This window comes from Natrinema pallidum DSM 3751 (genome assembly GCF_000337615.1).
GTDB classification, from domain to species: Archaea; Halobacteriota; Halobacteria; order Halobacteriales; family Natrialbaceae; genus Natrinema; species Natrinema pallidum.
Genome location: NZ_AOII01000073.1, coordinates 17,349 through 31,985, shown reverse-complemented (window position 1 = coordinate 31,985; position 14,637 = coordinate 17,349). Strand labels below are relative to the sequence as shown.

Sequence of the window (14,637 nt, the reverse complement as noted above, 5' to 3'; positions counted from 1 at the left end):
TGAGAGATATATAAATCAAATAGAGGGTGCTGTTTTCAGCCGTCTCAGTGGCTCAGCCAGGAACTCTATGGGGGTAAACACATGCGGCCAACCTAAACAAGAAAATCGTTCCGATTTTAGGCTAACCTAATACGGCCCCTCGCAGCGGGGATTCCCGCATCGCGACCACATCGACGATCCTGGCCGGAAGGGCACAGCCACACTGGGACACTGATCGCCGGCGGCCGCGATCCAGTTTGGTATCGCGCTAATTGATTTATGCAGCGGAGTGTGCTCCCACAGTGCCGGCGCAAACGTCAGCGTTACGGCGACTCGCCGGTCAGTTCGGGTATGGATGTCCCGTGCGTTCGCGTCGCTCCCGAAGCCGGAGAAGCGACGCGTTCGACGCTCGCCGACGCGGATCTGATCGACGACGAGTACGAGATCGCCGTCGACGACGGCTGGCTCTACGTTCCAGTTGTCGATCCCGACGCTGCCCGGGCGACGCTCGCCGACGATGTCGAGGTCGTTTCGCGGACGGTATCGGCCCGCGACCAGCAGACCATGCCCGCGGATCTCCTCGAGGTCGCCCCCTCCTACGAACGCCTCGGACGGGCTGCCCTCATCGACGAGGACGATGCCGACCGTGCGCGGGCAATCGCGGATGCGGTCCTCGAGTCGGATCTCCCCGTCGAGACGGTACTGAACAAGGCCTCGAAGGTCAAAGGCGAGACTCGGGTTCGGGACTGGGAGTTGCTTGCGGGCGAGAACACGGAAGTGGTCCACCGCGAATACGGCTGTGAGTTCCTGCTTGATCTCGCCGCGGTGTACTTCTCGCCGCGGCTCGCGACCGAGCGACACCGCGTGGCCGAGCAAGTCGCTGCGGACGAACATGCCTTCGATATGTTCGCCGGCGTCGGTCCGTTCGTGATTCCGTTCGCGAAACGCGGCGCGGAGTGTGTCGGCGTCGATATCAACGCGGACGCGATCGACTACCTCCGCGAGAACGCCCGCCGGAACGGCGTCGAGGACCAGGTGACCGCGATCAACGACGACGTCCGTACCGTCGCCGCCGAGTACGACGGCTGGGCCGACCGACTCGTGATGAACCTCCCCCACAGCGCCGACGCGTTCCTCGAGTCGGCTGTAACCCTGGCAAGCGGGGACTGTACCCTCCACTATTACGACATTCAACACGAGGACGACCCCTTCGGACCGGGCGAACGCGCGATCCGTGCGGCCGCGGAACCGGCGTACGAGGTCACCGTCGAAACCCGTCACACGGTCCGATCGTACGCCCCACACGAGCTGAACGTCTGTCTGGACGTTCGACTCGAGCGATAACGAAACGTTCGGCCGTAGGCATCCGGACGCGTAACTCCGTCACACGACCGGATCGATTCGCAACCCTTATGCAGGATATCGTCCCTACGAATAAACGCGAACGAGCGCGCCGGTGTAGCTCAGACTGGCAGAGCGAATCCTTCGTAAGGATTAGGTCGAGGGTTCAAATCCCTCCACCGGCTCTTCTTCGATTTTCATACTGTCTAGCTGGTAGTGTCGCATATAGCTGCGGAGCCTCGATTTCCAGGGAAGAGCTGTAATTGGACGACAGTACTGCGACGTGACCGATCTCGAGCGAGACGTCCGTTCTAGGTTCGAGTACTGGGAGAAGTCGGGCTCAGAGGCGCTGCTAGCGAATCCGGTCAGAGAGGGATTGATCAGGTCGTAGAAGAGGGAGCGACGGTCGATCACTGCAGTCATAAAACACATATCGATATATCAAAATTGCTCGGACGGGTCCACCAATGCGATTACAGCCGATCGGGGCACTCAGAGACAAACGGGTAGGCTGATCGAGAGCAGTATTGACCCCAGGGATACCGGAAGTGGGGTGACGATCGTTGTGAGAAGCGGAATACGAGACGGCGGCAGAGTGCGTGTATCGCGCACGTGATGGTGCTTTGCCGTCCCGGCTATGGACTCGAGCGACAACAGAGTCCCGTCCATCGGCCTGGACCACCGATGGACCCGAGTTCGAGGCGGGTGCGGTCCGCGTGTCCTCAGATGAAGGCGGAGCACGCGAGGACGACCGCAACAACGAGCACGGGATAGTCAGCCCGCGAGAAGGCGAGCGGCGGGAGGGTAGGGTTCCACGCGAAACACCGCGCTTGCAGGGCGAGCGAAAGTCGGTCGGCACGGTCGAAGGCCCGCGACAGTCCGAGCATGCCGATCGTGCTGGCGCGGTCAACGGCCCCGCGTTCGGTCCCCAGTCGGGCGGCCATCGCCTCACGGATCGTCCGGAGGTCACCCCGAAGCACGGGAAGGAACCGGAAGACGAGCGCGACACCGATGCCGAGTAGTTGCCCCGGCTTTCCGGGAATCGTTCGCTGAATCGCTGCTCGAGAGTCCCGAACCGGGGTCGAACGGACGTAGGCCGCACTGACGAGCAGAACGAGCAGGACGCGATAGCTCGCCAACCCCGACGCTGTTGCGGCCGCCCGATCGAACCAAGGCGCGCCGAGTGTCACCCCCGAGAGGACGGGCGCGAGCGCGAGGACGAGCAGCGCGAACCGGTAGGCGACGAGGGTCCGGCGCAGCGACACCCCGGCACCGGCCATCACGAGTCCCGCCAGCGCCGAGAGCACGAATAACGCCCGCGGGGTCGGATGTGCCAGAGCGGTCGCAGCGAACCCGATCTGAACCGCTAGCTTGGTCCGCGGATCGAGCCGATGTGCGAACGTGTCGTCGGGTTCGTAGGTCAGCATTGGTACCTCCGTACTCGCTGTGTCGGGAGCCTCGAGTCGGGTGTCGCGGTTGGCGGCCGGACCCACACCGTCATTCGCTCGGAACGCGAACGTCGAGCCCGTCGAGGTCGCCGAGCACGTTCGCGGGCGGGCCGTCGACGACGATGCGGCCGTCGCGCATGGCGATCACGCGGTCGGCGAGTTCACAGACGTCCCTGAGATCGTGGGTCGCCAGCAGGACGCCGGTGCCGTCGGCCGCCAGCGACGCGAGTCGCTCGAGGACCGAGCGGCGCGCAGGGTCGTCGAGCCCGGTGAAGGGTTCGTCGAGGACCAGATGGGTGGGTTCCATCGCGAGCGCGCCCGCGATCGCGACGCGGGATTGCTCGCCGCCGGAGAGCGCGTCGATCCGGTCGTCGCCTCGGCCGGCCATGTTGACCGCCGCGAGCGCGGCCGCGACGCGGCGATCGATCTCGTCGCGCTCGAGGCCGAGGTTCTCCGGGCCGAAGGCGACATCCGCGCCCACGGTCGCCGAGACGAACTGGTCCCGTGGGTGCTGGAAGACCATCCCGACGCTCGAGCGGGCGGCGATCAGGTCGTCTTCGACCGGTGTCCCGTCGACGCGGACTGCGCCGGAGTCGGGGGTCAACAGCCCGTTGCAGTGGCGCAACAGCGTCGTCTTCCCGCTGCCGTTTGCCCCCGCGAGCAGGACGAACTCGCCGTCGTCGATCGTCAGCGACACGTCATCGAGGACGAGGACATCGTCGAACGCATGGGTGACCGACTGGAATTCGATCATCGCGTCGTCACGGGCGAACCGATGTGATTCTGCCGGCCCTGACGATAGCGACTGCCGCGGCGATCTTGAGGAGTTCGCCCGGGATAAAGGGGAGTGCCCCGGCCGCGATGGCCTCCCAGGCCTCCATCTCGAGGAGCCACGCCATGTAGGCCGTCCCCATCGCGTAGATGACGATCGTCCCGGCGAGGAGCGCGCCGACGAGAATCGGGAGTCGAACGCTTCGCAGATCGCGCAACGCCGTTCCGCGGTGGACGATGAGACCGATCAGCGCCGCGGCGATCGGGTACGACCAGAGGTATCCCGCGCTATCACCGACCAGAACCCCGATGCCGCTCGCGCCGTTGGCGAACACCGGGAGCCCCACGGCCCCCGCGGTCAGGTACAGTCCGGCCGAGGCCGGCCCCCAGACCGGGCCGAGGTAGAGTCCCATGAGATAGATGACGAGGACCCCCAACGACACCGGGATCGGCGAGAACGGGATCGGAATCGATCCTACCACGGCGGCCGCCCCCATCAGCGCCGCGAGAACGGCCGCCCGCGCGAACGACCGGACGACGGCATCGTCGACGCGTTCCACCGAAGTCTGATTCGTTGCCATACCCTCGCTCTTTCGTAAACCGGGATCAAGACTTCGGTTTCCGAGATTATCGGGAAACGGACTGACACGTTTTCTCGAGCCGATTTCGCGACGAGTGGGAGTCGATCCGGGAGCGAAACAGCGGGCTTCCTCCCAGCAGCGGTGACGGTTGCCGTCGCTGTCCGATTCTGGGTGGCCCGGTCAGCGGGCGTCACGTGGCCGTCCGTGCCGACCACACGCTCGATCGGAACGGGTAATATCCGATTGTCTCGCCTCGCGAACCGGAACGACCGGCGGCCTTATGCACGCGTTCCGCGCCGTGGTGGAAAAATGCGAACCGGTAGTACGAGGACCGTCGATCGGACGACGAACGCCGCGACAGTGGGCGCCGGACGAATCGACGACGGAGTGGGCGGGCGGTCTCGAAGCGGACACAGTCGCAGCGATCACGGGAGTCGCGGCCGAAACGGCGCGGTCGAACCGACGGGAACGCATGACGCGACGGGAGGACTCGGTCGATGAGACGACTGCGACCCATCGCCGTCGTTTTGCTCACGACCGCGATGATCGGCAGCATCGTCGCACTGCCAGCACTCGGGAGCGGCCTCGAGCGGGGCGCGCCGGACGCCGCGACCGACGCGGCCGTCGAGTCGCCGGTCGGAGCCGAGCGACAGGCGGCGCTCCAGAACGGGAGCGACCGGGCGAGCGCACCATCGGCGACCGGGCTCGAGTTCGAGCCGGTGACGATGGGGCCGTCCGCGACCGACGGCGATCCGCCTCCCGCGGATGGCGGCGCGAACGCACAAGCATCGATTCAGCAGGAGCGCGAGGACATCGTGGCGTCGGGCGTCAGCGAGGGGATCGCGATCGTCCAGGCCCAGGGCGTTGCGGTGACTCAGGAACAGCGAACGGCGGCGCTCGAGGGCGCTCTCGGCTCGGTCGCCCAGTATCAGCGCGCCGAGGCCGAGCAGGTCCAAGCGGCGACGACGGGCGCAGTCCACGGCGCGCTGATTCAGAATCAGTCGGTGAACGCGACCCAGCTCCAGCAGGCGGTCGGCGGTGCGATCGCCGGCGGGCTCGCTCAGTCCCAGTCGGTCAACGCTACCCAGTTACAGAGCGCGACCTGGGGGGCGGCCCACGGCGGGATCGCGCAGCGCCAGCGCGTGAGCGGCGAGCAGCTGCAGGTCGCGACCCGCGGTGCGGCCGCAGGTGCCGCGAGCGAGGCGGGCGCGAAAGACATCGGCGAGGTGCCGAAGATACAGGAAGCCGCACAAGGAGCCGCTTACGGCGTGCTGACGCAGTATCAGTCGATATCGGTCGAGCAGCGCCAGCAGGTAACACTCGAGCACGTACAACACGCCGCGGCCGGCGGGGCTGCCGGTTCGCTCGAGGGCAGTACGCGCGCGGCGATCGCACAGGCCCAACGCGTCGACGCCGAGCAACGCCAGCGGGTGACGATTAAGCAGATACAGAAGGCCGCTGCCGGGGCAGCGAAGGGTGCGCTCGTCCAGCGCCAGTCGGTGTCGGTCGAGCAGACGCAGGCGGCGGCCCGCGGCGCGAGTCGGGGATCGCTGAAACGGGTCCAGTCCACGCGTCTCGAGCAGCGCCAGCGCGTCTCAATCACGCAGGTACAGGAGGCGTCCTACGGTGCAGCGACGGGGGCGATCTCCCAGAGTCAGGAGGCGACCGTCGAACAGATTCAGGCGGCCGCTGACGGCGGTGCGGGCGGTGCGCTCGTCCAGCGCCAGACGGTGTCGGTCACGCAGATTCAGTCGGCTGCGAGCGGTGCCGCGGAGGGTGCGGTGACCGGTGCGAGACAGCGCCAGGAGGTGACCGTCGAGCAGGTACAGGCCGCCGCCGTCGGTGCCAGCGAGGGGGCAGTGAGCCAGACGCAGGTCGTCGATGTGACACAGGTCCAGCGTCTCGCTCGCGGCGGCGCAAGCGGTGCGCTCGTCCAGACGCAGGCGGCGTCGGTCACGCAGATCCAGACGGCGGCGAGAGTCGCCTGTGAGGAGACGGCGCGGGTCGTCCAGTCCCAGCGGATCAGCGTCACGCAACTCCAGACGCTCACTCGGGAGACGGCGGCCGACGCGACCGCGTACGCAGTGCAGGTGGAGACCGATGACGTGACGCGAATTACCCAGCACGTCGAGGTCGAAGTCGTACAGCGAATCGAGACGATCGACCGGATCGAGGGGACGGCCGCGATCGACTTCCCCGACCAGGAGACCGACGGCGAGACAGTCAGGATCGAGGACGTGTCGCTTTCGGAGGGTGGCTACGTAGCCGTCTACGAAGGCGTCGCCGTCGACGCCGATCCCGACGATATCGTCGGCGTCTCGAGCGAACTCGAGGCCGGCGAGCACGAGAACGTCACGATCGAACTCGACGAGCCGCTCGCGGAGAGCGATGCGCTCGTGGCGGTCGTCCACCAGGACACGGACGACGACGGGACGTTCCAGTACGCCGAGTCCGACGGCGAGACGGACGTGCCCTATGTCACCGAGGGCGGGACGCCGGTGCTCGACGGCGCGTTCGTGACGGTCACGGACGACCCGGCCGAGGCGAACGCGACGCTTTCGGTCGACGACCAGACGGGCGACGGTGAAACCCTCACGGTCGCGGCGGCGAACGCCTCCGTCCCCTACACCGTGACCGCGACGTACGACAGTGAAACCGCCGCAAGCGACACGTTCGCGGCCGGCGAGGCGATCACGAACCGTTCCCTCGACCTGGAGCCGCCCCTCGAGGAGAACGCGACCGTCGATGTCTCGGTTCGCGCCGCGGCGGACGACGCGGTGCTGGCGACGGACTCCATCGAGTACACCATCGCGGACGAACCCGACGAGCGCGAGGCGACGCTTTCGGTCGACGACCAGGAGGGCGACGGCGAGACCCTCGAGATCGACGCGGCGAGCGCGTCCGTGCCGTACGTCATTACGGCCGAGTACGATGGCCAGCGAGTCGATAGTGACCCCTTCGAGGCCAACGAAACGGTCGCGGAGCGGACTCTCGATCTGGAGCCGCCCCTCGAGGAGAACGCGACCGTCGACGTCTCGATTCGCGCCGCGGCGGACGATGCGGTACTGGCAACCGACTCCATCGAGTACGCGGTCGCCGAACCCGATCCGACGGAGCCGACGGCGAACCTCACGGTGGCCGATCAGACGGGTGACGGCGAGACGCTTACCATCACCGCAGCCAACGCATCGGTCGAGTACGCGGTCACGGTCACCGACGAGACCGGGACCCGACTCGCCGAGAGCGACACGTTCGCTGCCAACGAAACGATCGGGCCAACCGAGTTCGATCTGGAGCCGCCACTCGAGGAGAACACGACGCTCGAGGTCGCGGTCGTCGCGGCAGCGGACGGGACCCCCATCGTATCGGATGCCGTCGAGTACACGGTCGATAGCGAACTCGAGGAGTTCGACGTCGAGTTCACGAGTTGCTCGCGCGCGGTCGTTACTGCATCGCTCGAAGAGGGCGATCAGGTCGCCGCGAGCACGGGCTTTTACGATTCCGCCGGCTTCGGGAACACGATCATCGAGGACGCGGTTACCGCCGGTGACGAGATCGAGGCACCGTTTACCGGAACGATCGTCTTCGAGATCGGCGACGAACGCGACGTGACGACCGCGGGTGACGAGGTACTCGTCGAAGTACCCGATTACGGCACCTTCGGGACCTACATCTCCGGTATCAGTTCACCGGAGGCGGTCCCCTTCGCGTCGATCGATTTCCCGAACCCCTCGGCGAGGGACTGCGACGAGGACGCGCGACCGGCACTGCCGGCGCTGTCCGTCGCGGAGACGACGCCCGCCGAGGACGGGAACGCCATCGACGTGACGTTCGGCTACGAGAACCCGAACGACGCGACGATCGCCGGGAACAGCCAGTTCGTCGAAGGGACCACGACCGACGACCCGCCGTCCGAACTGGCTGCCGGTTCGGAGTCGTTCACTGTCGAGTGGACGCCCGAGAGCGACGACGAACGGCTCGTCTGGGCGATGGACTTCGCGAACTACGGGTACGACGACCCGGTGACGGCGGCGACACCGCCCGCCGGTGAAATCCAGCCGTCCGAGCCCGCTGCGTTCGGTGTCTCCATCGCGTCGGTCACCAGTCCGATCGAACGGGGCGACCAGCTCACGGTCGAAGCCACCCTCCAGCACGTCGGCGGCGAGGCGGGCACGCAGAACGTCACGCTCGCGATCGGCGAGACCGCGGTCGACTCGCGATCGGTCTCGCTCGAGCCCGGCGAAAGCCGGACCGTCTCGTTTACCGTCGAGACGGACGACCTCGAGCCCGGCGACTACCCGCTCGCGGTGTCGACCGACAACGAGACCGCCGAGACGACGGTGACCGTCGCGGAGAGCGGCACGCCGGCCACGTTCGCCGTGAGCGACGTGTCCGCACCCGACAGCGGCGTTGTCGGCGAAGACGTGACGGTGACGGCGACGGTCGAGAATCAGGGTGACCTCGAGGGAACACAGACGGTGGTCTACAGCGTCAACGGCCAGCCCGTCGGCGAGCCAACCGTGACGCTCGCAGCCGGACAGACGGCCGAGATCCCGTTCTCGTCGGCGTTGCCGGAGGGAACGTCGACACATACGATCACGACCGACGACGATCAGGAGTCGGTGACGATCGAGGCGGCCACAACGGAGTCCGAGGGAACGAACGGTGACGCGGAACCGGGCGGCGGCCCCGAGACGCCACCTGGCGATACAGGACCTCCTGACGAGGGACCATCTGATGACGCGGGACCTTCTGACGAGGAACCATCCGAGGGTGTGGGGCCGTCCGACGGGACGGAACCGACTGGCGACCAGGACTCCGGTCCGGTCGAGACGCCGGGCAACGCAAGCGGGGAAGCCACGGAGGAAACCGCTGCAACCGAAGAAACAGCTAGCTAAGCGGAACACGACGCCTCGCGTCTGCCATCGCTTTGCGTCCGCACTCGTGTCTCCCGGTTGCGGTGGCTGCAAAAAAGACGGGTCGGGGATCGTGCGGTGCTGATCGGTGCGTCGCGGCCGTCAGTGCTGATGTCCGGTCGCTTCGCCGAACGTGACACCGAACCGCTCCTCGAAGAGATCCATCACGCGGGCCTCCTGGGCCTCGAGGTCCTCGTCGGCGTCTTCCCCATGGTGGACGATGTGGTGGGCGCGGCTGGCAAAGGACAACAGCATGACGTCGCCGACGGTTTCGGCGTCGCTCTGGTCACCCTCGGCCACGAGGTCGACGAGACCGGACGGGACGGTGATTTCGTCGGTTGCGCCGTCGTCGGAACTGATCGAGAACGTCGTTGTCTGAACGTCGTCGCTCATATAGCTACGGTCGGGAACCGCCCGTAAAGATGCTGTGGCTTGCAGCCGAGAGCCGTCGTGACCGTCCCGCGCCGGGACGCGACGTGCCGTGGTCTTTTTGCTTCTCGGCGTCGGACCGCCAACTATGCCATCCGTCGAACTCGAGGAGGAGACGATCGACCGACTGGAGGCACTGCGCGTCGACGACGAGTCATACGACGAACTCGTCACCGAACTCATCAACATCTACGAAACAAGCGAATACACGCTCTTTCACGCTGGTGACTGACGGCGGTCGCGTCGCGATCGGGACGACTGTGCGAGGGAAGGACGGTCTATTGGGCGTCGGCGACCTGCTGCCGGATCGTCTCCCACTTCCCCTTTGACTCGAGGTGTGACTGGAGTTGCGCCGCGTACTCCTGGGTGAGCCGTTCGGCCGCCTTCCGTTGGTCGGCCTCGGATGGGCCGCTGTTGCCCCCGACGCCGAGCGCGCCCATGATCGAGTCGAGGACGCCACCGCTCGACGAGCTCGAGCCGTCGGCGGCTTGACCGCCGGCCATCGCTCCCATCCCGGTCTGGACGTTGTCGAGTTCGGGGATGACACCGTCGAGTTTGTCCGTGTTGGCGACGATCCGCGCTTGATCGGGATCGTCGGGGCGTTCGATCTCGAACTCCGTGGCGGTCATGATCAGACTCCACTGCTGGTTGGAAAACTGCGACGCCTCGATCTGCGCCGAGAACTCCTGATCGACGGCCATACGTTCGCCGACGATCCGGTCCGTCCACGGGTTGTCGCTCATGGCCTCCGGTTGGATCGGCGACTGTATCAGCGTTTTCCCTCCCGCCGCGTTCCACGACCCGACGGCGGTGCGGACGGCGAATCGGTCGCCGTGCGAGCTATCGCCTCGAGTGAGGGTCACGGACGCCGCGATAACGTTAATGTATGCCTTTGTCGTATGGTGCCATGCATCGCAATGTACGACTACATTCTCGTCCCGACCGACGGCTCGCGCGAGGTCGAACACGCACTCGAGTACGCCGTCGAGTTCGCGCGTACGCACGAGGCGACGATTCGAGCGTTGTACGTCGTCAACGCGGCGGGCTACGGGGGATTGCCCATGGAGACCGCACTCGAGGGCGTCAGCGACGCGCTTCACGAGGAGGGGCGGGCGGCAGTCGGCCGGGTCGAGGAACTCGCCCCGGCGGCTGTCACGGTCGAGACGACGGTGCTCGAGGGAGCCCCGAGTCGAGTCATCGTCGAGGAGGCCGACTCCGCGGAGTGCGATCTGATCGTGATGGGCACCCACGGTCGGGGCGGGATCGATCGACTGTTACTCGGCAGCGTTACGGAACGGGTCGTCCGTCGGGCGTCGGTCCCGGTGTTGACGGTCCGAGTCGACCCCGACGATATCGACGATCGGCCAGAAGAGCCGCGACTCGCCGCCGAGTAACCGTTCTCGCGAATTCGATGGCGGGACACGGGATCGCCTGCTGACTTCTATGCACTACGGCGTCCGATCGCGTCCGACCCGTCGCGCTCGAGGGCCGATCTCGAACGGGGACACGTTCGCGGCGGTTACAGCGCTTCCGGAAGGAACGGCGTCACGTCGTCGTGGACGAACTCGACGTAGTCGTCGTTCAGCCGCCTGCAGAACAGTCGGAGTTCGCCGTCCGCCCGGATCTGCTCGAGTTTCGTCTGTCCGGACCCGGGGTCGTAGTAGGCGGGGACGAGTATAGCCGTCTCGTCGTCCGGTGCCTGCTCGACGACGAGCAGGTAGAGCATCCCGCCGTGTTCGGCTCGAAACACGTCGACCGCGGTGAACGTACAGTCGTCCGTCAGCGCCTCGAGGTCCTCGTATTCGGGCCCCGGCAAGACCACGTCGAGGCCGGTTCGCGTTTCGGCGTCCACGAGGACGGAATCCCCCGGGTGGAGCTCGAGGGCCGTCCAACCGCGGTCACGGTACTCGTCGGCGATCGCCGCCATATCCTCGATGACGGACTGCCAACCGGACTGCGCCTGGCCGGTCTCAGGGGTCTCGTCCGCCGGATGCTCGCTCATGTCTGCACCGCGTGCATCACGGGGGATAAGCGTTCCCAAGTCCCGCAAACTATTTGATGACTGCCAAGAGAACTGCTGGCAGTGACCGACCTCCTATCCCTCTCCGGACTTCGCACGCAGTTCGACACCAAACGCGGGGCAGTAAAAGCCGTCAACGGCATCGACCTCACCATCGAGGAGGGAGAAACCGTCGGCCTCGTCGGCGAGTCCGGCTCCGGCAAGAGCGTGACCGCACTCTCAGCAATGGACCTCGTGGACGACCCCGGCGACGTCGTGGCCGGGCGCGTGTCCTTCCGGGACGCGACACTCGCCGCGGACATCGCCGCCGAATTCGACGATGCCGTCGTCCCGTACCCCTTCGAACTCGTGGACGCAGTCCGAGCCGTCATCGCGGACCTCCGCGTCGGCGACGGGCGCGACTCGGCGTCGTCGGAGCTGCGTGGCATGGCCGCCGACCTCTCCGATCACGACGATCCCGCGGCGCTCGCAGCCGCCCTTCGGGACGCCGCCGACCGACTCGAGGACCAGGCGACGCCGTCCGGAGTCGCGGATGCCCTCGCCGACGCCATCGATGACGCCGACGACGGGTTCGTCTATCTGGACGAGGCGGCACGCGAGCAGTTCGATCGCGGTGCGGACGTTGGGACGATCACGGTCGAGGAGGGCGTCGTCGACCTGACGGACGCGCCCGAGGAAGCGATGCGGAAGGTCCGCGGCAGCGAGATGGGCATGATCTTCCAGGACCCGATGACCTCGCTGAATCCCGCGGTGACCGTTGGCGAACAGGTCGCCGAGTCCCTGCGACTCCACCAGTACGGTGAACGGAAACGGGACACGTGGCTGAACGCCATCCGAGAGATCCTCCCGAGAATCGGCGGCAAAGAACACGACGAGGAGGTCATGGCCGATGTCGTCGAGATTCTCACGGAGGTCGGCATCCCGGAGGCGACGACGCGTCTCGAGGAGTACCCCCACGAGTTCTCCGGCGGCATGCGCCAGCGCGTCCTCATCGCGATCGCACTCGCGTGTCAGCCGAGCCTCCTCATCGCCGACGAGCTGACGACCGCCCTCGACGTGACGATTCAGGCGCAGATCCTCGACCTCATCGACGACCTGCAGGCGGAGTTCGGCATGTCAGTGCTGATGATCACGCACGATCTCGGCGTCGTCGCGGAGACCTGCGATCGGGTCGCCGTGATGTACGCCGGCGAAATCGTCGAGGAAGGCCCCGTCGAGGAGATTTTCAACGATCCGAGTCACCCGTATACGTACACGCTTCTCGAGTCCATCCCGACGGAGGAGAAAGACCGCCTGACGCCCATCGAAGGGAACGTTCCCGACCTCATCGACATGCCCGAGGGGTGTCACTTCGCCGATCGGTGTCCGTGGGCCACGCTCGAGTGTCGCGACGGCGAAATCCCGTTCCTCCAGCACGGACCCGACGACGTCGATCACCGGTCGAAGTGCGTCCTCGAGGAGTTCGACGAGAGCGAGTACGGCGCGGACGGCGCGGCATCGACGACCGAATCCGACATCGGCGAGCCGATCGTCGAACTCAGGGAGATGCGGAAGTACTACCAACAGGAGGACGGGCTCCTCGATCGGTTCGTCGGCGAGCAGCCGAGCGTCAAGGCCGTCGACGGCGTGAGTTTGGACGTGTACGAGGGAGAAACCCTCGGGTTGGTCGGCGAGTCCGGCTGTGGAAAATCGACTGCGGGGCGAGCCATCCTGCACCTCAATCCGCCGACGGACGGCACGGTCGTCTACGCCGGTGAAGAGCTTGGAGACCTCTCGAAGTCGGAACTCCGGGAGAAGCGCAAGGACATGCAGATGGTGTTCCAGGACCCGATGTCGAGTCTCGATCCGCGGATGACCGTCGGGCAGACCATCATGGAGCCGCTGAAGATCCACGGTCTCCCGGAGACCGATCCCGACGTGGAGACGCGCGCCGCTGTCTCGACGACGGGCATCTCGGCGGCTGCGGTGTCCGTCGACGTCGCGGACAACGTGGACGCGTTACTCGAGAGTACCGACGGGGAGGTCGTCGTCCCCGTGGAGGTCGCTGTCGAAAACGGCGACGTTACCGTGGACATCGAAGGGGCACTCGACGTGACGACGGACATTACGCGCGAGGACGGCCGCATCACGAGCGTCCAGGTGGACGTGTCTGCAGGGGACTCAAAGCGCACGCTCCGCCGCCGCCGCGTCCTCGAGCTTCTCGAGGAAGTCGGCCTCGACACGAGTCAGTACGGCCGCTACCCCCACGAACTCTCCGGCGGACAGCGCCAGCGCGTCGGCATCGCTCGCGCCCTCGCGGTGGGTCCGGACTTCATCGTCGCCGACGAACCGGTCTCGGCCCTGGACGTGTCCGTACAGGCCCAGATCATCAACCTCATGGAGGATCTCCAGGAGGAGTTCGGGTTGACCTACCTGTTTATCGCACACGACCTCTCCGTCGTCCGCCACATCTCCGACCGGGTAGCAGTGATGTATCTCGGTGAGGTCGTCGAAATCGCGACGACCGACGAACTGTTCGCGAACCCGAAGCACCCGTATACGAACGCGTTGCTCTCGGCGATACCCGAACCGGATCCGCTGGCGGAGACCGACGATCGGACCATCCTCACGGGTGACGTTCCCTCGCCCATCGACCCGCCGTCCGGCTGTCACTTCCGGACGCGGTGTCCGGCGATCATCCCACCGGAGGACCTGGACATCGAGCAGGACCGCTACCGCGAGGTCATGTTCTATCGACAGCGCGTGGAATCCCGAGACATCGATCTCGAGGCCGCCCGGGAGGAGGTCATCGCCGAGACGGAAACGCCCCGCGCCGTCGCGGACGGTGGCAGTGACCTCGCCGCCGCACTCGACGCGCAGTTCTTCGATGGACCGCTGTCGGGTCGGGCCCGCGAGGCGGTCGACGAGTCCTACCGGCACCTCGACGACGGCGACTGGGCGGCCGCCGAGGCCGTCCTCGCGGACGCGTTCGAGAGCGTCTGTGAGCACAGCGATCCCTCGCTCGGTGACGGCGAGCATCCGGCCGCCTGTCATCTCAGTCCCGACGCCGAGTAGCGAGGGCCGCGGGGCCACCGTCTCACCGCCGGACGGCGCGACCGCGAGTGACCGTTCCGGCGACGCCGATTCAATATGTGCGCCCGAAAACGCACACG

11 protein-coding genes and 1 tRNA gene are annotated in these 14,637 nt (G+C 66.4%); 6 read left to right on the top strand and 6 right to left on the bottom strand.

What is annotated here, in order from left to right:
• Positions 1-330: 330 nt before the first annotated feature.
• Together C487_RS12150 and C487_RS12145 are read left to right on the top strand one after the other, a co-directional pair.
• Complete coding sequence (locus C487_RS12150) at positions 331-1,323, top strand: class I SAM-dependent methyltransferase (protein WP_006186068.1); 993 nt, start codon at positions 331-333, stop codon at positions 1,321-1,323.
• Positions 1,324-1,431: 108 nt separating this feature from the next.
• Positions 1,432-1,505, top strand: a tRNA-Thr gene (locus C487_RS12145).
• Between the two features lie 537 nt (positions 1,506-2,042).
• Here the strand turns inward: C487_RS12145 and C487_RS12140 are convergent.
• The 3 genes from C487_RS12140 to C487_RS12130 form a co-directional block, all read right to left on the bottom strand.
• Positions 2,043-2,747, bottom strand: coding sequence for an energy-coupling factor transporter transmembrane component T family protein (locus C487_RS12140; protein WP_006186067.1), 705 nt, complete (start codon positions 2,745-2,747; stop codon positions 2,043-2,045).
• Between the two features lie 70 nt (positions 2,748-2,817).
• Entirely contained in the window at positions 2,818-3,522 is a 705-nt protein-coding gene (locus C487_RS12135) for an energy-coupling factor ABC transporter ATP-binding protein (protein ID WP_006186066.1), read from the bottom strand.
• Positions 3,523-3,529: 7 nt separating this feature from the next.
• Entirely contained in the window at positions 3,530-4,120 is a 591-nt protein-coding gene (locus C487_RS12130; RefSeq protein WP_006186065.1) for a biotin transporter BioY, read from the bottom strand.
• Between the two features lie 497 nt (positions 4,121-4,617).
• On the opposite strand from C487_RS12130, the gene C487_RS12120 reads away from it, so the two are divergent.
• A complete protein-coding gene (locus C487_RS12120; RefSeq protein WP_006186063.1) occupies positions 4,618-9,018 on the top strand; it encodes a DUF7282 domain-containing protein in 4,401 nt (1,466 codons plus the stop codon).
• Positions 9,019-9,138: 120 nt separating this feature from the next.
• Here C487_RS12120 and C487_RS12115 read toward each other — a convergent pair whose 3' ends face one another.
• Positions 9,139-9,429 carry a DUF7545 family protein gene (locus C487_RS12115; RefSeq protein ID WP_006186062.1) on the bottom strand — a complete coding sequence of 97 codons (291 nt, stop codon included), beginning with the start codon at positions 9,427-9,429 and terminating at the stop codon, positions 9,139-9,141.
• Between the two features lie 124 nt (positions 9,430-9,553).
• Here C487_RS12115 and C487_RS21040 point away from each other — a divergent pair, with 124 nt between their 5' ends.
• Positions 9,554-9,697: a DUF7557 family protein gene (locus C487_RS21040; RefSeq protein WP_006186061.1), complete on the top strand. Its 144-nt coding sequence runs from the start codon at positions 9,554-9,556 to the stop codon at positions 9,695-9,697.
• Positions 9,698-9,743: 46 nt separating this feature from the next.
• Here the strand turns inward: C487_RS21040 and C487_RS12110 are convergent, their stop codons facing one another.
• The gene (locus C487_RS12110; RefSeq protein WP_049908121.1) at positions 9,744-10,208 is read right to left on the bottom strand and encodes a DUF5799 family protein; all 465 of its coding nucleotides are present in this window, start codon (positions 10,206-10,208) and stop codon (positions 9,744-9,746) included.
• Between the two features lie 174 nt (positions 10,209-10,382).
• Here C487_RS12110 and C487_RS12105 point away from each other — a divergent pair, with 174 nt between their 5' ends.
• Entirely contained in the window at positions 10,383-10,859 is a 477-nt protein-coding gene (locus C487_RS12105) for a universal stress protein (protein ID WP_006186059.1), read from the top strand.
• A 125-nt stretch (positions 10,860-10,984) separates the two neighbouring features.
• On the opposite strand, the gene C487_RS12100 is transcribed toward C487_RS12105, so the two are convergent.
• A complete protein-coding gene (locus C487_RS12100; RefSeq protein WP_006186058.1) occupies positions 10,985-11,467 on the bottom strand; it encodes a DUF7529 family protein in 483 nt (160 codons plus the stop codon).
• A gap of 81 nt (positions 11,468-11,548) precedes the next feature.
• Between C487_RS12100 and C487_RS12095 the strand changes: the two genes are divergently transcribed.
• Positions 11,549-14,539: a dipeptide ABC transporter ATP-binding protein gene (locus C487_RS12095; protein WP_006186057.1), complete on the top strand. Its 2,991-nt coding sequence runs from the start codon at positions 11,549-11,551 to the stop codon at positions 14,537-14,539.
• The last annotated feature ends 98 nt before the right edge of the window (positions 14,540-14,637 follow it).